Source organism: Arthrobacter sp. JDC6 (assembly GCF_056484025.1).
In genome coordinates, this window is the sequence record NZ_CM151278.1 from 4,039,647 (window position 1) to 4,061,032 (window position 21,386).

General features: G+C 66.7%; 20 protein-coding genes. 6 read left to right on the plus strand and 14 right to left on the minus strand.

Annotated elements, in window-relative coordinates; translation table 11 throughout:
* Window positions 1-122: 122 nt before the first annotated feature.
* Window positions 123-902: a putative protein N(5)-glutamine methyltransferase gene (locus ACV095_RS18700; RefSeq protein ID WP_478223479.1), complete on the minus strand. Its 780-nt coding sequence runs from the start codon at window positions 900-902 to the stop codon at window positions 123-125.
* A gap of 266 nt (window positions 903-1,168) precedes the next feature.
* Between ACV095_RS18700 and ACV095_RS18705 the strand changes: the two genes are divergently transcribed.
* Both ACV095_RS18705 and ACV095_RS18710 read left to right on the plus strand, forming a co-directional pair.
* Window positions 1,169-2,215, plus strand: coding sequence for a lactonase family protein (locus tag ACV095_RS18705; RefSeq protein ID WP_018772081.1), 1,047 nt, complete (start codon window positions 1,169-1,171; stop codon window positions 2,213-2,215).
* 182 nt (window positions 2,216-2,397) lie between these two features.
* On the plus strand, window positions 2,398-5,553 hold the full coding sequence (locus ACV095_RS18710; protein WP_478222463.1) for an alpha-amylase family glycosyl hydrolase: 3,156 nt from the start codon (window positions 2,398-2,400) through the stop codon (window positions 5,551-5,553).
* Between the two features lie 94 nt (window positions 5,554-5,647).
* Here the strand turns inward: ACV095_RS18710 and malQ are convergent, their stop codons facing one another.
* Both malQ and ACV095_RS18720 read right to left on the minus strand, forming a co-directional pair.
* Window positions 5,648-7,870: a 4-alpha-glucanotransferase gene (gene malQ / locus ACV095_RS18715; RefSeq protein WP_478222464.1), complete on the minus strand. Its 2,223-nt coding sequence runs from the start codon at window positions 7,868-7,870 to the stop codon at window positions 5,648-5,650.
* Window positions 7,871-8,031: 161 nt separating this feature from the next.
* Entirely contained in the window at window positions 8,032-8,766 is a 735-nt protein-coding gene (locus ACV095_RS18720) for a GAF and ANTAR domain-containing protein (RefSeq protein ID WP_134166011.1), read from the minus strand.
* A 177-nt stretch (window positions 8,767-8,943) separates the two neighbouring features.
* On the opposite strand from ACV095_RS18720, the gene ACV095_RS18725 reads away from it, so the two are divergent.
* Entirely contained in the window at window positions 8,944-9,990 is a 1,047-nt protein-coding gene (locus ACV095_RS18725) for an aldo/keto reductase (protein ID WP_478222465.1), read from the plus strand.
* Window positions 9,991-10,085: 95 nt separating this feature from the next.
* Window positions 10,086-10,382, plus strand: a complete 297-nt coding sequence (locus ACV095_RS18730) for a DUF3040 domain-containing protein (protein WP_224084219.1) — start codon at window positions 10,086-10,088, stop codon at window positions 10,380-10,382.
* On the opposite strand, the gene ACV095_RS18735 is transcribed toward ACV095_RS18730, so the two are convergent.
* The 10 genes from ACV095_RS18735 to ACV095_RS18780 form a co-directional block, all read right to left on the minus strand.
* Complete coding sequence (locus ACV095_RS18735) at window positions 10,293-11,384, minus strand: DMT family transporter (RefSeq protein ID WP_018772087.1); 1,092 nt, start codon at window positions 11,382-11,384, stop codon at window positions 10,293-10,295. The genes ACV095_RS18730 and ACV095_RS18735 overlap by 90 nt on opposite strands.
* On the minus strand, window positions 11,381-11,977 hold the full coding sequence (locus ACV095_RS18740) for a TetR/AcrR family transcriptional regulator (protein WP_056388214.1): 597 nt from the start codon (window positions 11,975-11,977) through the stop codon (window positions 11,381-11,383). Before ACV095_RS18740 ends, ACV095_RS18735 begins: the two co-directional genes overlap by 4 nt.
* Window positions 11,978-12,051: 74 nt before the next feature.
* Window positions 12,052-12,594 (minus strand): gluconokinase, encoded by a 543-nt coding sequence (locus ACV095_RS18745; RefSeq protein ID WP_018772089.1) that lies wholly within the window; start codon window positions 12,592-12,594, stop codon window positions 12,052-12,054.
* Window positions 12,591-13,682, minus strand: coding sequence for an L-idonate 5-dehydrogenase (locus ACV095_RS18750; protein ID WP_018772090.1), 1,092 nt, complete (start codon window positions 13,680-13,682; stop codon window positions 12,591-12,593). The genes ACV095_RS18745 and ACV095_RS18750 overlap by 4 nt, the downstream gene beginning before the upstream one ends.
* Window positions 13,682-14,452, minus strand: coding sequence for an SDR family oxidoreductase (locus ACV095_RS18755; RefSeq protein ID WP_018772091.1), 771 nt, complete (start codon window positions 14,450-14,452; stop codon window positions 13,682-13,684). Before ACV095_RS18755 ends, ACV095_RS18750 begins: the two co-directional genes overlap by 1 nt.
* The gene (locus ACV095_RS18760; RefSeq protein WP_478222466.1) at window positions 14,449-15,390 is read right to left on the minus strand and encodes a 2-hydroxyacid dehydrogenase; all 942 of its coding nucleotides are present in this window, start codon (window positions 15,388-15,390) and stop codon (window positions 14,449-14,451) included. The genes ACV095_RS18755 and ACV095_RS18760 overlap by 4 nt, the downstream gene beginning before the upstream one ends.
* Window positions 15,391-15,435: 45 nt before the next feature.
* Window positions 15,436-16,191, minus strand: a complete 756-nt coding sequence (locus tag ACV095_RS18765; RefSeq protein ID WP_056388221.1) for an SDR family oxidoreductase — start codon at window positions 16,189-16,191, stop codon at window positions 15,436-15,438.
* Between the two features lie 136 nt (window positions 16,192-16,327).
* Window positions 16,328-17,341, minus strand: a complete 1,014-nt coding sequence (locus tag ACV095_RS18770) for a 5-oxoprolinase subunit C family protein (protein WP_478222467.1) — start codon at window positions 17,339-17,341, stop codon at window positions 16,328-16,330.
* The gene (locus ACV095_RS18775) at window positions 17,338-18,069 is read right to left on the minus strand and encodes a 5-oxoprolinase subunit B family protein (RefSeq protein ID WP_478222468.1); all 732 of its coding nucleotides are present in this window, start codon (window positions 18,067-18,069) and stop codon (window positions 17,338-17,340) included. Before ACV095_RS18775 ends, ACV095_RS18770 begins: the two co-directional genes overlap by 4 nt.
* 2 nt (window positions 18,070-18,071) lie before the next feature.
* Window positions 18,072-18,857, minus strand: a complete 786-nt coding sequence (locus tag ACV095_RS18780; protein ID WP_056388227.1) for a LamB/YcsF family protein — start codon at window positions 18,855-18,857, stop codon at window positions 18,072-18,074.
* A gap of 393 nt (window positions 18,858-19,250) precedes the next feature.
* On the opposite strand from ACV095_RS18780, the gene nac reads away from it, so the two are divergent.
* Together nac and ACV095_RS18790 are read left to right on the plus strand one after the other, a co-directional pair.
* On the plus strand, window positions 19,251-20,213 hold the full coding sequence (gene nac, locus ACV095_RS18785; protein ID WP_018772096.1) for a nitrogen assimilation transcriptional regulator NAC: 963 nt from the start codon (window positions 19,251-19,253) through the stop codon (window positions 20,211-20,213).
* Between the two features lie 123 nt (window positions 20,214-20,336).
* On the plus strand, window positions 20,337-20,579 hold the full coding sequence (locus ACV095_RS18790) for a hypothetical protein (RefSeq protein ID WP_026266203.1): 243 nt from the start codon (window positions 20,337-20,339) through the stop codon (window positions 20,577-20,579).
* Between the two features lie 95 nt (window positions 20,580-20,674).
* On the opposite strand, the gene ACV095_RS18795 is transcribed toward ACV095_RS18790, so the two are convergent.
* Entirely contained in the window at window positions 20,675-21,370 is a 696-nt protein-coding gene (locus ACV095_RS18795; protein WP_018772098.1) for a 4-carboxy-4-hydroxy-2-oxoadipate aldolase/oxaloacetate decarboxylase, read from the minus strand.
* Between the last annotated feature and the right edge of the window lie 16 nt (window positions 21,371-21,386).

Consider the following 21,386-nt stretch of genomic DNA (forward strand, 5'->3'; position numbering starts at 1 on the left):
GGCCGGTCCTGGGGTTTTCCGGACGGTTCAGAAGGACCGTTACGTGCGGTCCACGGCTGCTGGGCCTGGTTGGCTCGATCCTCCAGGCGGCAGGCAAGATATTGGGGAGCGGGAGGACGGGGTTAGTGGGTCCCTGCCGCCACGCGCCCCACGACCACGGTGCCGTCCACTTCCTCCGAATGGACTGTCCGGGTGCCGAACCCGGCGGCGGCCAGGATTGCGGAGGTGCCGGATGCCTGCCGCTGGCTGGTTTCGATGATCAGGTGCCCGCCGGGAGCCAGCCATCCGATGCCCCCGGCGGCGACGCGTCGGTGGAAGTCCAGTCCATCAGGACCGCCATCGAGGGATGCCGCAGGTTCGTACAGCCGCGCTTCGGGGGGCATGGTGCGGATTGCCTCCGTGGGCACGTAGGGAGCATTGACCACGAGCACCCGGACGCGGCCACGCAGTTCACGCGGCAGGGCATCAAACAGGTCCCCCGCGTGAACCTGGCCGCCCACGGGCCCGACGTTCCGCCTGGCGCACCGGACGGCCACAGGATCGATGTCCGCCGCATGCACCTCCGTCCATGGCGCCTCATGAGCAATGGCCGCTCCCACGGCTCCGGACCCGCAGCAGAGGTCCACTACAACAGCGGGCTTCCGCCGGGGCCCCTCCGGCCACGTCGCCGGCAGCAGGGCGAGGGCCTCATTTACCAGCAGCCCGGTACGGCGGCGCGGCACGAAGACACCGGGCTCCACCAGAATGCGCCGGCCCGCAAATTCGGCCCAGCCCAGGATGAGTTCCAAGGGGACGCCTTCCACCCTGCGCCGGACATTTCGCGCTAAGTCGCCGGGAAGTGAGGCCTCCGCCAGCAGCAGGCGGGCCTCTTCCTCCGCGAAAACGCAGCCGGCGGACCGCAATGCGGAGACAATGCCTTCGAAGACCGGCGACGGGGCAGGACTGCCGGCAGTCCGTGAGTCGAGAGGGGGCACAGCAACGCCTTTCGGTGGGAAGACGGGCGTCCCCATGGCGGCTAGGCCAAGCTCTCCGGACGGCACCGAACGGGAATACCCAAAACTGTGACTGCGGTAATGGGATCCACCTCCTTCGTCCGCTGCTGGAAATCCCATGCTAATAGGTGGCCTTGTGCTCGGGAATGGATGCCAACTCTTGGCAGGATGGGTTAATGACCACGGGAACAGCCAGCAACATTCTTTGGATCGGCACCTACACCCCCGACGGCGGCGGCCGCGCCAATGGCATCGGGGCCGTGCGGGAGCATCAGGACGGAAGCCTTGAATGGTTGGGCACGGCAGTCCAGGCACAGTCGCCGTCGTTCCTGGCCGTGCACCCGACGCTGCCGTTGGTTTACGCAGCGGCGGAGCAGCGCAAAATGGTTCAGGCCTACCGCCGACGGGGTGACTTTGCGCTGGAACTGTCCGGGGCACCGGAGCCTGCCGGAGAGGCCACCTGCCACGTCGCCGTGGACCCGGACGGCCGGTTTGTCACCGCTGCATGCTGGGGTGACGGGCAGGTCCTGCTCTACGAGTTGGATGACGACGGCGGCATGACGGCACGGTTCCCCGCGGCACCGTCGGTTGACCCCCACGCCGGCCTTTTCCCCGGCAGCCCCAGGCCGAGCCGCGCCCATGCCAGCCTGATGCTGCGCGACGGGCGCATCATGACGACCGATCTGGGCCACGACACCCTCCGCATTTGGACCTATGAGCCGGGCACCGGCCTGGTAGCCGACCACGAGGTGGTCCTCCCCTGCGGCACCGGTCCCCGGCACATGGTGGAGCACCCCACGGGCAACGTCTTCATTGTGTCGGAGTACTCCGTGGAGGTCTTCGTGGTCCGGCCCGAGGCCGGCACCTATGAGCTGATATTCCGCGGACCTGCAACTGCGGGCGGCAGCCAGGACGGTGATTCGGCCGCCGAAATCTGCCTTGGCCCGCAGGGGAACTTCGCCTACGCCGGCGTGCGTGGATCCAACCTCCTCAGCGTCCTGGAAGTAGCAGCCGGCGGCACCGAACTGATCCCCGTCAAGGACTTCGACAGCGGCGGGGACTGGCCGCGGCACCACATGGTCCGGGGCAGCTGGCTGCACGTGGCCCACGAAAGGTCGGACAACATTGCCACTTTTGAACTGGATCCCGTCACCGGGCTCCCGGGCCCCGTGCTTCATGATCTTCGCACCCCCTCTCCCACTGCCTTGGTGTCCGCCGGCTAACTGCGATGCCCGCTACGGCTTCCCCCCCTTACTCTTCCCCAGACGCTGGAGTAATTCAGTGCAAGCGCTTACAGTTGTGACTTGGTTCACAGGTCTGCATGCTGTCCTTAGAACCCTCCTGCCGCATCCCTTGTCAACGGCAAGCCTGTACAGCAGCGCTGCTTCCCAGGAAGGTCTCACCCTTGTTATTCCGCACCCCTCCCGGCGCGCCCCCACGCGCCCAACTGCAGGCAAAGCCCGCAGGAACACAGCACCCCACAACCCGCCGCCGGGCCCCGGGCCGGGCAATCACGGCGAGGTCGGCGGCCGGCCTCCTTGCCGCTGCGGTGGCCGTTTCCGCAGCAGTCCTCCCGGCCCATGCCGCGGTGGGCCTCAAGGATTCAGGCTCCAAGAATCCCGGCGCCCAGGGCCAGGGATCCTCCACCGCCCTGCATTCGCTCCGCGGTCCCGTGACGGACGAGAACTTCTACTTCGTCATGGCAGACCGGTTCAGCAACGGCAGCACCGCCAATGACCAGGGCGGCCTGGGGCCGGATCCCATGGTCTCCGGCTTCGATCCCACCAGGAAGGGCTTCTACAACGGCGGCGACCTGGCCGGCCTGCGCAGCAGGATCGACTACATCCAGGGCCTGGGCACCACATCCATCTGGCTGACCCCCAGCTTCAAGAACAAGGCGGTCCAGCCCGAGGACAAGTCGGCAGGCTACCACGGCTACTGGGTCACCGACTTCACCCAGATCGACCCCCACCTGGGCACCAACGGTGAGCTCAAGGCCCTGATCGACGAGGCCCACGCCCGCGGCATGAAGGTCTATTTCGACATCATCACCAACCACACGGCCGACGTCATCGGCTACCAGGAGGGCAACCGGAAAGGCTACATCTCAAAGGACGCAGTCCCTTACAAGACAGCCTCCGGCGAAGCGTTCGACGACCGCGACTACGCCGGTACCGGAACCTTCCCCCGGCTGGACGCCAACACGTCATTCCCCTACAAGCCGGTCCTGGCACCGGGCGAAGAAAACCTCAAGGTTCCCGCCTGGCTGAACGACCCCACGCTGTACCACAACCGCGGCGACACCACCTTCACGGGTGAGGACTCCATGTACGGCGACTTCTTCGGCCTCGATGACCTCTTCACCGAAAACCCCGCCGTGGTGCACGGCATGGAGGACATCTATAAGTCCTGGATCGGCGACTTTGGCGTGGACGGTTTCCGGATCGACACCATGAAGCACGTGAACAACGAGTTCTGGCAGGAATTCGGCCCCAACGTCCTCAGCTACGCCAAGGAGCACGGCAAGGACGAGTTCTTCATGTTCGGCGAGGTCTTCGACACCACCAAGAGCTTCACGTCCCAGTTCACCACCCGCAACAAGATGCAGGCCGTGCTGGACTTCCCCTTCCAGGATGCCGCCCGCAACTTTGCCTCCAAGAGCCAGGACGCCAAGGCGCTCCAGGCGTTCTTCGCCGGTGACGACTGGTACACCGACGCCGATTCCAACGTCTATGAGTTGCCCACGTTCCTGGGCAACCACGACATGGGCCGCATCGGCAGCTTTATCGCCCAGGACAACCCCGCCGCAGGCGATGCCGAGAAGGTGGCACGCGACGAGCTGGCCCACGAGCTGATGTACTTCTCCCGCGGCAACCCGGTGGTGTACTACGGCGACGAACAGGGCTTCACCGGCCCGGGCGGCGACCAGGATGCCCGCCAGACCCTCTTCGCCAGCAAAGTCCCGGACTACCTGGACGACGACCTGCTGGGCACGGACGCCACCCACGCCACGGACAACTTCAATCCAAGCCACCCGCTTTACGCCAAAATCCGGGAGCTTGCAGCCCTCACCAAAGAGCACCCGGCACTGCGGAATGGCGCACACCAGCACCGCTACGCCTCTGACGGGCCGGGCATCTACGCCTTCTCCCGCACCGATGCCAAGGACCAGCGCGAATACGTGGTGGCACTGAACAACAGCACCCAGACACAGACGGTGGAAGTCCCCACCTACATCGCCAAGCGCAGCTACATGCGCGTTTACGGCGAAGGCGCCGATGAAGCCAAAACCTCTGACGACGCAAAACTGACCGTGACCGTGCCGCCGCTTTCCGCCGTCGTCTACGAATCCTCGGGCCGCATTCCGCACTCCAAGGAGGCTCCCGCCGTCGCCCTCCGGCAGCCGGCCGCCGCGCCTGGTGACAACGGACGCATCAACGTAACGGCCGACGTCGACGGTGCTTCGTTCTACGAGGTCACCTTTGAAGCCCGGACGGCGAGCGGCGCGTGGCAGCCGATCGGCACGGACGACACCGCTCCGTACCAGGTTTTCCACGACGTCGCGGCGCTGGATGCCGGCACACCGCTGGAGTACCGCGCCACCGTTCTGGACAACGGCGGGCATTCCGCCACCAGCCAAAGCCGCTCCGCGGCCGTACCCGCGCCCGTGCTGACCCTGCAGAAGCCTGCGGAGGGCAGCAGCGTGGAAGGCAAGGTTGAGCTCAGCGCCACCGCTGACCCGGAGAAGGCCAACCACGTGGTGTCCTTCGAGCGCAGTGTTGGCGGCGGGGTCTGGACCGCTGTGGGCACCGACTCGTCCTCGCCCGTCTACTCAGCAACCGACGACGTGACCGGGCTGGCGGACGGCACCAAGGTCCAATATCGGGCGGCCATAACCGGCACCGGCTACAACGTCACCAGCGAAACCAGGACTGTCACGGTGGGCCAGGCCCCGCAGCCCGACTCGGTCACGGTGGCCGGATCACTGAACCAGGCGATGGGCTGCAGCGCACAATGGGATCCAGGCTGCAGCCAGGCCCGGATGGTGTTGGACCCGGCGGACCGCATTTGGCGGCTGACCGTGGACCTGCCGGCCGGGAAGTACGAATACAAGGCAGCGCTCAACGGCGGCTGGGACGAAAACTACGGCGCCGACGGCCAGCTCAACGGGCAGAACATCGTGCTGGACCATCCCGGCGGCCCGGTGACTTTCCGTTATGACAACAGCACCCACCTGCTCAGCGCCGTCTACGCCTCGCAGCAGCCGGCCGCCGTGGCGGCAGCCGGAAGCATGGACAGCGAGCTGGGCTGCGCCTCGGACTGGGAGCCGTCCTGTAACCAGGCGCAGTTGGTGCTGGACCCGGCAGACCTCGTGTGGAAGCTGTCCGTTCCGGACCTTCCTGCGGGAAGCTACGAGTTCAAGGCGGCCCTGAACCGCAGCTGGGACATCAGTTATGGGGCCGGCGGCGCTTCCCCGGGTGCCAACATAGTGTTTGAGCACGACGGCGGCCCGGTCACCTTCCGGTACGACCACTTCACCCATGTGATCGCCGCTAACTAGTTCACCCGCCGAACAAGGCAAACCAGGCAAAGCAACTACGGCAACAGGCCCCGCCGCTTACAAAAGCGGCGGGGCCTGTTGCCTTGAGAACCGCTTAGGCCCGGTGCAGGGCTCCCTCCACCGCCGCGAGCAGCGAGTTGAACCGCTTGTTGGCGGGGAGGTCATCAAGGTAGACGGGTTTGCCGTCCGGCCCACCCAGGGGCACCTGCCAGTTGGGGTACAGGGCTTCTGTGGTTCCGGGCTGGTTCTGGACCCTCCGCTCCCCCACCGCATCCACCAGGGCCACGCCGAGCAGGACCGACGGCGCCTGGGCCAGCAGCAGGTGCAGCGCCTCGATGGTGTGCTCCTCGGACGGCTGCCCCTCCACGCCGCCGGCGGCGCCCTCGGAGAGGTACCCGCGCTCGCGCAGCAGGGCGAACATCTTCTCCAAAGACGCGTTGTGCTCCGCGCGCTCCTCCTGCTCGGACCGTTCCAGCAGCCCCAGCCGGCTTCGGAGCCCCACATGGTCCCCGGCAAGGTAGCCGGCGGTGGGTGGCAGGTCGTGGGTGTTGACGCTGGCGAGCGCCTGCGTGCGGTACTTTTCGGGCGCAAGGGGCGAATCGCCGTCGTACTCAAACCACAGGATGGACGTGCCCAGGATCCCCCGGGCCGCAAGGTAGTCACGCACCCAGGGCTCGAAAGTGCCCAGGTCCTCCCCGATCACCACGGCACCGGCGCGGTGCGCCTCGAGCGCGAGGATGCCGATCAGGGCCTCGTGGTCGTAGCGGACGTAGGCGCCATCCCCCGGAGCGTTCCCCATGGGGATCCACCACAGCCGGAAGAGTCCCAGGATGTGGTCCACGCGGATGCCGCCGGCATGCCTGAGCACGTTGGCCAGCATGTTGCGGAACGGTTCATATCCGGCCTCGGCCAGGCGTGCGGGGTGCCATGGGGGCTGGCCCCAGTCCTGCCCCTGCTGGTTGTACATGTCAGGAGGTGCGCCCACGCTGGTGTTCGGGGTCAGCACGCCGCGCAGCGTCCAGGCGTCGGCACTGCTGTGGTCCACGCCTACTGCAAGGTCGTGCACCACGCCCAGCCGCATCCCCGACCGGAGCGCGGCCCTCTGGGCGTTCTCGAGCTGCTCGTCGCAGATCCACTGCAGCCAGCGGTGGAACCCGATCCGGTCCGCCAGCTTCTCCCGGAGGGCTTCGGCTTCCGGTGTTCCGATGGCGCACTCCGGGTCTGTCCACAGGGGGTCGTCCGGCGCCAGGTCCTCGCGGATGGCTGACCAGAGCGCGAAGTCCTCCAGGCCGCGGCCGGAGCTGCGGCAGAACTCATCGAAGGCGGCCTGCCGGGCCGGTGAACGGCGCGTGTGATAAAGCATTTCCAGCGCCTGCAGCTTGGCCGCGTACACGGCATTGCGGTCGAGGCGGGTGCCTTCCCGGTTCAGCCATGCCACTTCCTCGTGCAGCTTTTCCAGCGCCGCACGTTTCCGCGGCCGGAGGTATGCCAGCTCGGGAATGGCCTCGATGCGGATGTACAGCGGATTGAAGAACCGGCGGGTGGACGGCGAATAGGGCGACGGCTGGACCGGCGGTACCGGCTCGGCCGCGTGCAGCGGGTTGACCAGCACGTAGTCGGCGCCGCGCGCACCACTGATCGCGGCCAGGTCCGCCAGGTCCGCAAAGTCGCCGATGCCCCACGACCGCTTTGAGCGGACCGAATACAGCTGCGTGGCCAGCCCCCAGCCGCGGCGTTCCTCCAGCGGCTTTGCCGTGGCCAGCCGCGCAGGGGTTACCACCAGGGCGGCGCTGGCCGTAGCGCCCTCCGACTCGACGTGCAGCGTGTGCCAGCCCAAGGGCAGGTCCTGGGGAAGGGCGAAGGTGGCACGTCCCGTGGAGACGCCGTCCACCTCCCGGGGCTGGACCCAGACATCCTGCTGGACCGCTTCGCGCTGTCCGGTTCCACCTTCCAGGGTGACGGTCAGGCGCGCGGTGGCGCCGTCGCGCACGTGGACCGGCACTTGGGCCGGTTCGCCCTGCTTAATGACGACGGCGGGCGGCAGCATCCGCCGCCACGGCGCCAGTTCGGCTTCGGCCAGTGCAGCCTCAATGTGACTGTTGGTGTGTGCCTCCACACCGAGGGCTGCCAGCACCTTGACCAGCGTCTCCTGGGCAACGGAATGCGGCAGCCCATCCCAGCCCTGGAAGGACGTACCCACACCATGCGCGTCGGCCAGCTGCTGCAGCAGGTGCGGATCGACTGGCCCGGCCGCAGCGGCGGGAGGGCCTGCTGGGATCGCTGGGCCTGGTGCGTGCTGCTGGTCTGAAGCCGTCATGGGTGTCCGCCTCGTCTGTGATGGTCCCGGAACTTACAGTGCTGTTGTACCGGGCGCTGACACCCCCGTGCACAACCGTTGGTTCAGATTATTGCAGGGCGGCGCGGAGGCGAAACCGGGACGGCATCCAGGCGGATCAGGACGGGTTCCGGAGGTGGACGTTACGGATCGAAGTGCGTGGTCACGGCTCCGTCGCTGACCCGGCCGATGACTCCCGCTGCAAGGTCCCGCAGCTTCTGGTTCCGGTGGCTGGACGCCTTGGTGAGCAGCGCCATGGCTTCATCCTGGCTGCACCGGTTCTGGGCCATGATCACCCCGCACGCCAGGTCGATCGTGGTGCGGTTGGCCATTGCGGCCCTCAGGTCGTCCGCCAGGTTCTGGGCGTCGGCGATCCGCAGTGCCAGCCTCAATGCGCGGCCCGCGAGGTCAGCAAACCCCTCAGCCCTGCGAACGACTTCGTCAGCGAACACGTCCGGTTCCGAAGCGAAAAAATTCAACGCGGCGGACTGGTGCCCGTCCAGGGCAAGCGGGACGCCCAGGACGCTGCGGCAGCCGTTCTCGGCCAGCAGCTTCTGGTACTTGGGCCAGCGGGTATCGGTCTCCACATTGGAAAGGATGACGGGCTTCATGGCCTCCAGCGCCGCAATGCACGGACCCTCACCCAGGACCTGCTCCAGCTTGTCCAGGACAACGGCGCGTTCACTGCTGCCCGCAATGGTGGCACTGCGTTTGCGGCGCTGGAGGGTCACGCCGCACTCGACGAACACGCCCGCGTCCTCGCTGACGGCGGAGGCTGCAACAGAGGACAGCTCAGTCAGGAAATCAGCAACATTGCCGCTGCCCATGATGATGTCATGCAACTGGACGAACTGGTCGTCACTATTGGAGGAGCCCATCCCTCAATATAGGCGCTATGGAGTGCCGCGTGCGCGCCACAAAACGTCATTTGCGGGGCGCCGGTTACTCCGTACGACGAAAAGAGAAGGACTAAGGCGGGAATCTGTGGCGGCCTGCCGAATCTGTGTAGCCTCGTGACGATCCAAGGCACGGCAACTGAATGGAGGAGGCCGCAGATGAGCCTGAGCGAACTGCGGGTGTTCGGACGGTCGGGAACCCCCATCAGTCCCCTCACCCTGGGCACCATGAACTTCGGCGAGGGGAACGGCAGCTCCCAGGGCGCCCCCACCGGCGCGGACGAGAGCATCCGGATCATCCATGAAGCCCTGGACGCCGGCATCACCGCAATCGACACCGCTGACGTCTACTCCCAGGGTGAGTCCGAACAGGTGGTGGGCCGGGCCCTCCGCGGCCGCCGGGACGATGTCTTCCTGGCCACCAAGTTCCACGGCCAGATGAGCCCCAACCCGGCGCACTCCGGGAACTCGCGGCGCTGGATCACCCAGGCCGTGGAGGGCAGCCTCCGGCGCCTGCAGACGGACCGCATCGACCTGTACCAGGCGCACCGGCCGGACTACAACACCGACGTCCTGGAGACCATCACCACCCTCAACGACCTGATCCGCCAGGGCAAGATCCTGTATTACGGGACCTCGGTGTTCACGCCGGCCCAGCTGGTGGAGGCCCAGTGGCTGGCCACCACAAACCATCTGATCCCGCCGCTGGGCAACCAGGTTCCGTACTCCATGCTGGTCCGCGGCAACGAGCGGGACGTCCTGCCCATCGCCCAGCAGTATGGCCTGGGCGTGCTTGCCTACGGCCCACTCGCGGGCGGTTGGCTGTCCGGCAGCTTCGTCCTCGAATCGGGCAAGCCGCCCACCCGGGTCCACACACTGCCCGGCCGGTACGACATCTCCGGGCCATCCAGCGAGCGGAAGCTGCTGGCCGCGGACTCGCTGGCCCGGCTGGCGGACAAGCTGGAAATGTCCCTGGTGGACCTGGCCGTGGGGTTTGCCCTGACCCATCCCGCCATCAGCAGCGTGATCATCGGGCCGCGCAGCGAGGAACACCTCCGGGCGTACCTGCGCGCGGCGGATGTCCAGCTGGGCGAGACCGTACTGGATGCCATCGACGACCTGGTGCCGCCGGGAATCAACTTTGTGGAGCGGGACGCGGGCGCAATCGTGCCGTCCATCGAGTTCGCGGAATTACGACGCCGGTAGGCGGCTTCCAGCCCGGACCCCGGACTATTGACTAACCGGTAGAAGGCTCCTACGGTCGATACCGATACCGCCGCCCAAGGAAGCCGGGGCCTGCCATGCCAATGTCCGATGAGGAGCGACGCCTGCTCAAGGAGCTGGAACTGGGGCTGATCGCGGACGATCCCCACCTGGCCATGGAACTGCTGTCCGGCTATCCGGCACGCCGTCTCCCCGCAGGCCTGTTCCCGGGCATGGCGGCGGCACTGATTGGTGTGGTGCTCATTATCGCGGGGGCCGGGCTGCCGGCTCCCGGTGCGGTGGTGCTAGGGATTCTGTTGCTGGGGCTGGGCGCCTGCCTGCTGCTCGGTCCCACGGTGCTGGCCCGGAGCGGCGGCCGGCAGACCACCGGCTGATGGCCGTGGTGGTGCACCTGCGCGGCCCCCGGGTGCCGCAGCAGTTTGCCGCCGCGGCGCCAGGATGAACATGCTTGCCAGGACGACGGCGGCGCCAAGCCAGGCAAGTGCTGGGAGCCGTTCTCCCACCACGAGCACGGCCAGGACGGCGGCCACCACGGTTTCGAGCAGCGAGATGCCGGTGGCCGTGCTCGCCCCTACCCGGGCCAGGCCCCACCCGAACAGCAGGTACCCGGCAAACATGGGGACCGCCGCCATGTAGGCGCCGACGCTGACGCTGGTCCAGGACTCCAGCAGCGGGCGTCCCGTTGCGGCAAGGACAGGCACCAGGAGGAGCCCGCCGAGTCCGAACACGGCGCCCATGGCCGCCCGTGAAGAGACCCCGTCACCGGTCAGCCGGTGTGCCGCCCAGGAGTACAGAGCATAAGTAGTTCCGGCCAGCAGCCCCAGCAGGATTCCCGCCGTCGGCGCCAAGGAAGTCAAAGTCAAGGAAGTCGAGTTCCAGGAATCAGCCCCGGCGCCAGCAGCCCCGTGTGCGGGTGCTGCCGGCGAGTGCCCGGCAAGGGACAGCAGGGCTGCCCCGCCAATTCCCAGCAGCGCCCCGAGAATCCAGCGTCGGCTCAGCGGCTTCCCGTCCGCGAAACGTTCGATCAGGGCGGCCGCTACCGGCGCTGAACCGATGGAAACCACCGTACCCACGGCCACTCCGGAGAGGCGCATGGAACTGTAGAAGGCCAGGGGGTAGACAGCAACCGCCACGGCACCGAGAGATACCAGGCGCCATCGCGCAAGCAGGCTGCCCGACTGAACGGCAATGTGCCGTGCGGCGTACAGTGCCTGCATCAGTCCGCCCAGCCCCATTGCCACCGCGCCGATGGCCAGTGGGCTCACGGCGGGCGCGAAGGTGGCCGCTGTTCCGGTGGTTCCCCAGAGGATGGATGCCGCCACTATGGAGAGCGCTCCCCAGGGCTGGGCCTGCTGATGGTTTGGCTTGTTGTTCACAGGTCGTCCAGCAGTTGCCCGGCGATGGCCCGGGCTTGCCGCAGCGGCACGTCGCCGCCCTCCAGGCCTGCCCTGGCCATGGCACCTTCGAGGAGGAAGGCCAAGTGGGCGGCAACGGCAGGCGCCTGCCCCTCCCTCCCGGGCAACAGTGCCGTGACGTGCCGGGCCAGGAGTTCCTGCACTTCCTCCTTGTGGAGCCGCACTGCAGTCCGCCCGGGGTCCCCTGCGGGCAGTTCAGCCGCCGCGTTGAGCAGCCCGCAGCCGCGGAATCCGTGCTGGTAGGCGGCATTTGCGTGGTCGAGGTAGGCGTCGAAGACCGCCAGTGCCTGCTCCGACGGGGTCCCGGCCTTTTCCAGCCGCGTCCGGTAAAGGCCGAGCCACTCCTCATGCCGTGCTTCCAGGTAGGCGGCCACGAGGTCCGCTTTGGACGTGAAGTTGTTGTAGAGGCTTTTTTTGGCAACGCCCGCCTCGGCAGTGATGGTGTCGATTCCCGTGGCGGCCACCCCCTGGGCATAGAAAAGGCGCGCTGCCGCTTCAAGCAGCAGCACCCGGGCGGGGCGGCGGCTGGTCGCCGAAGCGCGTGACACAGGCATGGGGCTCCTTGCGGTGGTAGTAGGTAGGCCAGTCTACCTACTACCACCACAAGGGCGGAACACCCGTTTGTGAATCAGGCGGTGCGGACCGCCTTAGCGGACACGGCCTGGAGCTCCGTGGCCAGTCGTTCCACCAGGAGTTCCGGGGGCTCGGTGATATCGGCCAGGAGGTGGGCCTCGTCCTCGTCCAGTTCCTCCAAGGCTGCGAACTGGGATTCCAGCAGGGTCCGCGGCATGAACTCGTGGGCGCGGGCTTCCATCCGCGCGCCAATGGTGCCCGCGCTTCCGGTCAGGTGGATGAAGACAACATCCGGCGCTGCGCTGCGCAGCAGGTCCCGGTAGCGGCGCTTCAACGCTGAGCAGGCGACGATAGGCGGGACTGTTGTGACGCCGTCGGCCTTTCCTGCGAGCAGCTCCCCCAGCGTGCCAAGCCAGGGCTCCCTGTCAACGTCCGTGAGCGGTTTGCCGGCGCCCATTTTCTGCTTGTTGGCGGCCGGATGGAAATCGTCGCCATCGAAGAATGGCATGTCCAGGCGCAGGCCCAGCAGGGAGCCCATGGTGGATTTCCCCGAGCCGGACACGCCCATCACCACCAGGGGCGGCAACGGGGCGTTCACCGTTCCTCCCCGTTCCCGTCGAAGCTGAGGAGGACTTTGCCGGAACTGGTGGAGTCCTTGGCCACCTCGAAGGCGTGCAGGGCGTCCTCCACGGGGTATTGGTGGGTGATGACGGGGTCGATGTGCAGTGACCCGTCGGCAAGCGCCGCGATGACCTCGTCGATTTCGTCGTTGAAGCGGAAGGAGCCCTTGAGGTCCAGTTCGCGGGTGATGGCCAGCGAGATGGGTAGCGGCTGCATGCCGGTGGGCAGCAGCCCCACCATCACCACGGTCCCGCCCCGCACCGCGCCGCGGATGGCGGAGGCCAGTCCGTGGTGGTTGCCGGAGGATTCGATCACCACGTCCGCCTCCACGGCGGCGATCGCTTCCGTGTCTGCGGCGTTGATGACCTGGTCCGCGCCGACGGCCTTGGCGATCTCCAGCGGCTTGGGATGGAGGTCCACAGCGGTGATGTGCGCTGCACCGGCGCGTTTGAGGACCGCGACAGCGAGGGCACCGATGGGGCCGGACCCGATCACCAGCGCGGTCTTCCCGGCCACGTCCCCGGCGCGGGAGACCGCGTGCCAGGCCACGGACGCGGGTTCGACCAGGGCGGCCGTGCGCAGGTCGATGCCCTCGGGCAGGGCCCGCAGCATCCGGACGGGCAGGTTCACGTACCGGCTGAAGGCGCCGTCGGTGTGCGGGTAGCGGGCGGCGCTGCCCAGGTAGGTGCAGCCGGGTGAGAGGTTGGGCCGGTCCGCGGGGTACCTGGCCGCGCCAGGTCCCGGGGTGGCGGGGTGGACGGCGACGGCGGTTCCGGGCTGCGGTCCCTGGCCGTTGGCGGCGGCGCGGACCACCACGCCGGAGATTTCGTGGCCCAGGACCAGGGGTGCCTTCAGGATGGATTCCCCGGCCGCGCCGTGCAGCCAGTAATGCAGGTCCGAGCCGCAGATGCCGCCGTACAAGACCTCGACGACGGCCTGGTCATCCGCCGGCAGGGCCAGCGGGACCTCATCGATCCGGAGGTCCCCGGCGGCGTGGGCCACCACGGCCGGCCCGGAGGCGGGCAGCGTGTTGGGGCCTGGCTGGACGGGTGTGTTCGCGGGCATCAGACCACCACCGTCATTCCGCCGTCGATGAAAATGGTCTGGCCGTTCACGAAGTCCGACCCGTCCGAGGCCAGCCAGACCACGGGCCCGGCCAGGTCCTTCGGCGTGCCCCAGCGGTGGGCCGGGGTGCGGCCCAGGATCCAGGTATTGAACTGTTCGTCGTCCACCAGGTTCTGCGTCATCTCGGTGTGGATATACCCCGGCGCGATCCCGTTGACCTGCAGGCCGGAAGCGGCCCACTCGGCCGTCATGGCCCGGGTGAGGTTCCGCAGCCCGCCCTTGGCGGCAACATACGGGGCGATAGTGGGGCGGGCCAGGTCCGTCTGCACCGAGCAGATGTTGATGATCTTGCCCCGGCCGCGCGGAATCATGTGCCGGGCCGCCTCCCGCCCCACGAGGAACGCACTGGTCAGGTCCGTGGAAATGACCCGCTCCCAATCCGCCACCTCAAGGTCCAGCATCGGCACCCGGTGCTGGATCCCGGCGTTGTTCACCAGAATCTCCAACGGACCCACGTGCTCTTCGATCCACGCGATGCTGCGGGCTGCCGCCTCGCCGTCGGTGACGTCAAACGCGATGCTGGCGATGCGGCCGGCCGGGAAGTCGGCGGCGAGCGCGGCTTCGGCTTCCTTGAGCCGCTCCGGGTTGATGCCATTCAGCACAACCGTGGCACCGGCGTCGGCCAGTGCCCGGGCGAGTGACGAGCCGATGCCGCGGCTGGAGCCGGTGACCAATGCGACGCGGCCGGTGAGGTCAAACAGTGAGCTCATGCGAACGGTCCCTGCTGCACCAGGTTGACCGGGGTTTCGCTGGCGGCGAGGGCCTCAAGCTGCCGTTTCAGGAGTTTCAGGATCCGTGGTTCGAACGCTGAGGCGTTGCCGCCAACGTGGGGGGTGATGAGGGCGTTCTCCGACGACCAGAGCGGGTGGCCGGCGGGCAGCGGTTCGGGGTCGACGACGTCGATGGCGCAGTGCAGGCGGCCGGACACCACTTCAGCCGTTAGGGCGTCGGTGTCGATCACGGCGCCGCGGCCGACGTTGACCACCAGGGCGCCGTCCGGCAGGGCGGCCAGGACCTTGGCTCCCACCAGGTGGTGGGTCGCCTCGGTGAGGGGAAGGACGGAGACCAGGATGTCGTGGCCGGCGGCGAGCGCCACGAGTTCATCCGGACCGTGGACCTGGCCGTCCGCATCGGTCCGTGCGGCGCTTCCCACCCGGGTCAGTGTGACTTCGAAGGGCTCCAGGCGGCGGGCCAGCTCCTTCCCGATTCCGCCGATGCCCAGCAGCAGGACCTTCCGGTCGGCCAGCGACTGGCGGCGTTGCGGGTTCCAGCGTTCGGCCTGTTGATCGCGGGCGGCCTGGTCGATGCCGCGGAGCTTGGCGAGGATGAGGCCAACGGCCAGCTCCGCGGTGGCAGCTGCATGGACGCCCGAGGCGTTTGCCACGGCGGCGGCCGGACCCGCTGCCTCGCGGACGCCGTCGAACCCTGTTGACTGAGTTTGCACGAACTTCAGGTCCGGGACCTTGCCAAGGTTCGCCAGGACCGCACCGGCATTGAGGTACGGCAGGATGACCCCGTCGATGCTTCCGTGGGCCTCGTCAGGGGCCCCCTGCATGTCCCACACCACTCCCGTCAGTCCCTCCGGGAGCGGGGACAAATCGGCCAGGAGCTGGGGTTCGGGGAAACTGACGGTTTGCACGTGCTGCATCGTTGAAGGCCTATCGGTTGGTGGGAAGGTGCTGCGGGCGGATCGTTATGCGTCGCGGCGGTCGAAGGTCAGTCCGCCGGGGACCTGGAAGGTGGGCATGAGCTCGAGCATGCCCACATTCACGTGGCGCGGGGTTTCAATGGCGTAATCAAGGGCATTGACGATGTCGTCCGTGGTGAGCGACTCGTAGCCCTCGTAGTAGGTCTGCCAGGCTTCTTCCATGGCCTCGGGGCTGCCGCCCAGGTTGCGGCCGAAGATTTCGGTCTCCACCCGGCCGGGGCAGATTTCGGTGACGCGGATGCGCTTGCCGACCGTGTCGTTGCGCAACTGCCGGGAGATCTGGTGCACGGCGGCCTTGGTGGCGTGGTACGCGGTGTGGCCGTAGAAGTTGTAGAGCCCGGCGATCGAACTGATGTTGACCACGTGGCCCAGGTCCCGCTCCACCATGCCGGGCAGCACCAGCCGGGTGAGCTGCAGCAGGCCGCGGAGGTTGACGTCGATGAGTTCGTCGATGTCCTGCTCGGAGGAGTCCAGGATGTTGCCGGTCCGGGAGACCCCGGCGCAGTTCACCAGGACGTCCACCTTGAGGTCGCGGACGACGCCGGCCAGGCCGGCGGTGTCGGTCAGGTCCACCACATGCGGGACTGCTCCCGTGCGGTCGGCCAGTTCGGCGAGGCGTTCCTCGTTGCGGGCCACCGCGTGCACGGTCAATCCGCGCTTGGCGAGACGTTCGGCGATGGCCGCGCCCATGCCGGTGGACGCTCCGGTGACGAGGGCTGTGGTGTAGTCGGAAAAAGGCACAGGGACTCCAATAAGTGGTAAATGGCGGGGCTCTTAGGTCCGGCAATGGGCTGGGCGTAGTGGTTGGCAGGGGGTTAGGGATCGCGTAGCGGTTTGTGGGTGCGGTCCCGGGCGGTGGGACGGGCATTCATGATGTTCAGGCTCCTGACGCCGGGCTGAGTTCGTGCCAGCGCTGGCCGGCGCCGACCCCCAGGAGTCCAAAGACTGTGTTCACGGTGTTCCGGAGTCTGTCCAGCTCCAGGCAGGCTGTGCGGTGCATGGCTGTTGCTTCAGCCACGGTTGTCTTTCTGAAGGTGACGGTGTGTCCGGGCCTGGACTGTGCCAGGACATCCAGGGAGCGGCTTGTGACGACCCCCAGGACCGGATAGCCCGCCGTAACGCCGCGTCCCCGGTGCAGGACCAGCAGTTCGTCCCGGGACGGAACCTCGATGGCCCCCACCGGGACACCGCGGGAGAGGACCTCGGAGGTGAGTTGGCGTTCGGGAAGTGCGCCGCCGAGCCGGAGTCCGATGTGGTTGCTTCGGGGGCTCACGGTGTACTGCGTGGTGAAAAGCAGGTCTGCGGTGTCGCCGAATTCGGCTAAGTCCGGCCCGTCGGTGACGTCGATGACCGGGTGGGTGGTGAATTCCGGCTTTGCCAGCCCCAGCCGGAACAGGGGCAAGCCGAAGTATGGCTGAGTGAGGGGCGCGGTGGTCTTTTGCGTTGCAAGCCGGGTGCCCTCAACAAGTTTCAGTCCGAAGCCCACCACCGTGTCCGGTGCGCAACTGCCCAGCAGCGTGGGGACAGCGAAGGATCCGCGGACGGCGATGTAGGCCCGGAGACCGGTGCGGATTCCGCGGACCGCCACTGTTTCGCCGGCCCGGACGGAGACGGGCTCCCACTGGGGGCAATCGCGGCCGCCCACCAAGAGGTCAAGCGGCGCGCCGGTCACGGCGATCAGCAGGTCCGTGGTGGCGCGCATCCTGAAGTCCAGGGCGGTTAGTTCCAGCAGCGGATCGTTGTCCCCGTTGCCGGCCAGGATGTTCGCGGCCTTGGCCGAAAACTGGTCCAGGGCGCCGTTGACGGGAAGTCCGAATGCAGGACCCTTCGTCCGGCCAAGGTCGGTGACGACGGAGTGTCCGGGCTGAAGGACGACAAGTGACCCGGTCATGGCCGGGCCTCCAGGAACTGCCCCTCATACTTTCCGAAGTCCTCCGCGGGAATGCGGTAGAAGCGCAGTTCATCGCCGGGGACGTAGGGCACCAGGGGTTCGCGTGCTGCGTCCAGGACCGTCAGGGGGGTCTGGCCGATGACGCACCATCCTCCTGGTGCGACGGCGGGCGCGATCACGGCTTGGCGCCCGGCCACGGATACTGCACCGGCGGGTACGGACAGCCGCGGGTCTTTGAGCCTGGGGACGGGGACCGGGAAGTCTGGTCCGTCCATCATGGGCGAGCCTGCCGGCGCTCCGAGGCAGCGGATGACGTAGGTCTTGGCCATGTGCCGGGCGATAACGTCCTGGACATCCAGGCCCTGGTGCTCTGCCACGCTTTCCAGGTCCGGCCCGTAGCTGCCCCCGTACACGACCGGCACCTCGAAGCGGCGCGGCTCGCGCAGGGTGGTGCCAACAAAGTCCAGCTGGCGCATCCCCAGGAGGATGAACGCCCTGACCTGGCGGGCGGAGGTGAGGTAGGGGTCGAATTCGACCAGGACGGAGTCGTAGGTGGGAACGGCCCCATGGATGCCTTCGACGCCGGCGGTCGCCAGCCAGCCGGCCAGGGAGTGGACCGTGGCCCAGTTGGCTTCTGCGTCACCGGCCTGTGCCACCACACGCAGGGCGGCGTCGCCTGACTCGTAGATGTCCAGCATTGTCCGGCTGGTTGTCGTTGGGGCGGCCATGGTCAGGAAACCTTTTGCTTTGCGGCGAGCACTTGTGCCAACGGGGCAATGGTGACGCCTGCGGCGATCAGTTCGCTGCGAACCAGGCGGGCAAGTTCGACGGCGCCCGGATTGTCGCCGTGGAGCAGCACCGTGTCGGCATGGATGGCGATGTCGCTGCCGGAGACTGTTTCGATGAGTCCTTCGGTCACCATCCGCACAGTGCGCCGGACAATGACGGAGGGGTCGTGGATCACGGCGCCGGGCCGGCTGCGCGGCACCAGAGTACCGTCATCCTGGTAGGCGCGGTCCGCGATGCCAACGATGGCCACCCGCAGGCCGCGCTCCGCCGCCGCAGTGGCGAGTTCACCGTCCTGCGCCAGGATGATCAGCTTCGGGTCCACCCGGGCGGCGGCATCTGCTACGGCTCGGGCGTAGTCCGCGCGGGTGGCCACCAGGTTGCCCAGGCGGCCGTGGGGAGCCAGGTGGGAGACGGTACCGCCGTGGTAGGCGGCAAACGCCGACAGGGCACCCAGCTGGTAGATCACATCGTTGCGGACTTCGTCAGCCGTGAGGTCCATGGCCCGGCGGCCGAAGCCGCGAAGATCCGGGAAGCTCGGGTGGGCGCCGATGCCGACTCCCGTCCTGACACATTCAGCCACGGTGGCGTCCATGATGTCAGGGTCCCCTGCGTGGAAGCCGCAGGCGATGTTGGCGCTGGAGACGATTTCCAGGAGGGCGTTGTCGTCGCCGATCGAGTAGGCGCCAAAACCTTCACCAAGATCCGCTACGAGATCAACTGTGGGCATTGCGGGCCTTCCTCTGCTGGTGCTGCGGGTGTAAATCAGTGTGGCATCGGGATTGGAGCCACACAAAGACGAATGCGGTATCACGCTATAGGGAATAGTTATGACCTTTAGGGGCGCTATTGGCGACCCCGAAAAATTCAAGCGGCCCTTATTTCGTAACAACAAGACTGGCTATTCCAACAAATTTTTTCCTGCTTATGCACAAAACATATGCCGGCATCAAAACCGGCGATGGCTTGGGCCGGGATAGAATGATCTGGTCATTGGAAAAGTCATCTGCAATTAACCTATGCCCGAGACTCGGATCACACAAAGACGTATTGCCTGTCCCGCCATAACGCCAACGTATGACCCCGCAGGCTGTGCCGTCCCCGGCTGGAAAAGAGGAGCGCTATGGACACCCGGAAGCTGGCGTACTTCGTGAAGATCGTCGACTCAGGAAGCATCACCAAGGCGGCCGCCGCCCTCCACGTCGCCCAGCCGGCGCTGAGCCAGCAGGTGTCGGCCCTGGAAACGGAGCTGAAGCAGCGGCTCCTGATCCGGAGCAAGCAGGGCGTGGAGCCCACGGCGGCCGGCCATACCCTCTACCGGCACGCCCAAACCATCCTGCGCCAAGTGGAGCAGGCAAGGATCGATGTGGCAGCTTCAGGAGCGGCACCTTCCGGGCGCGTCTCCATAGCAATCGCTCCCTACAGCATGGCCTCAAGCCTTACCCCGCGGATTATCCGCGAAGTAGGGCGGCGCTACCCCGACATCGTGCTGCACCTGACCGAGATATACGGCGGCGTACTCAGCGAGGCCATCAAGAACGGGCGGCTGGACATGGCCCTCATCTATGAACCGGGGCCCATCCGGGGTGTGCAATTCACCACCCTCATCGTCGAGGACCTGTACCTGGTGGTCAACGCCGCGCGGGAGCTTCCGGTGGATCCCGGGGCCGGCACCATCGCCCTGGAAGCGGCGGCCACGCTGGGCCTGTTCCTGCCCGAACGGATCCACACCCTCCGCCAGGTGGTGGAGGCGGGCTTCGACAGCAAGGGCCTCACGCTGCACCTGGTGGGGGAAGTGGAATCGGTGCCGTCCCTGACCAGGCTGCTGCGCAGCGACCTGGGTGCGACCATCCTGCCAAAGTCGGCCGCGGATGCCCTGTTCCATGAGGAGGACTTCCGGGTCCTGCGGATCACCGGGCCTGCACTCCAGTGCAAGATCGCGCTGTGCACTCCGGACCACGAACCGCTCTCTGAGGCCGGTTCCGCCGTTCTGCTGGTGCTGAAGGAAATGCTCCAGGAAATGCTGCGCAGCAAATACCAGCCGCTTTCCAGCGGAACACCCTCAGCTGGCGCGGGCGCATCATAAGCGGCCCTTATCAGGTCACGCTCCATAAGTCTTATCCATGGAATTTGCTGCGTCCTAGGATAAAAGCCATAAAGGTTCGCCAACGGCGTTTACCCGGCACAAATGATTCCCTTGGAGCCCAGCATGAAAAAGATCACCAGCCTGCAATACCGGAAATCCTCGGAACGAAGGATCCAGCTTAAGGCCAGCACCGGTTCGCATTGCCCCACCAATGGTTTCTGGCGGGCCGAGGACGGCGCTGCCTCGGATCCGGTGTTTGTCTTCGAGGGCAGCATGATGCCGCCGGGCAAGCGGGGATCCACCATGTGGTACCTGGACGACTCCCAGGTGGGGCCGCCTGCGTACCTTCTTCCCGGGATCAACTGAGGTGGCTTGAACCACCGCCCCGCCGGCGGCCAACAGAAGGCCCGGAGTTCCAGAAGGAACTCCGGGCCTCTGTGGTTTAACCCCATCGGTGTGAGCTACAGCGCGGGCTCCAATTCGGCGTCTTCCACCAGCAGCCCCTTTGCCTTCAGGACCTCGGTCAGCTTGCACAACTCGATGGTGGTGCCACCCTCCTTGTAGCGGCGGATGAGGTCGTCCTCAGCGTCCACGCGTGCCTGCGACAGCCTGATGACTTCCTCGATCTCATCCTTGCGGACCACCACCACACCGTCGGCATCACCCAGCAGGACATCGCCCGGGTAGACAATTTCGCCGCCGAACACCAGGGGATGGTTGATCGGGCCAATGGTTTCCTTGACGGTCCCCTTGATGCAGACACTGCCGGAGAACACCGGCAATCCGAGTTCAATCAGGTCCTTGGTGTCGCGGACGCCTGAATCCGTAACCATACCCGCCAGGCCTTTCGCCTTCATGGCGTTGCCCAGCACATCGCCGAATGTCCCGGCTTCCTCGTACTCACCGGCTGCCACCAGGACAACGTCGCCCTGCTTGGCGTAGTGAATGGCCACCTGAAGCATCAGGTTGTCCCGCGGTGCACAGACCACGGTAACGGCCGGGCCGCAGAAGGACATGCTGCGGTCAATCGGCTTGATCTTCGAACTCAGCGCACCTTTGCGGCCCTGGGCTTCATGCACTGTGGCAGAGGAGAACTTGGAGAGCCGCTGAACGGCATCTTCGGAAGGGCGGTCGAATTTTGTTTTGACATGGATCATGAGGTGCTCCTGTTTT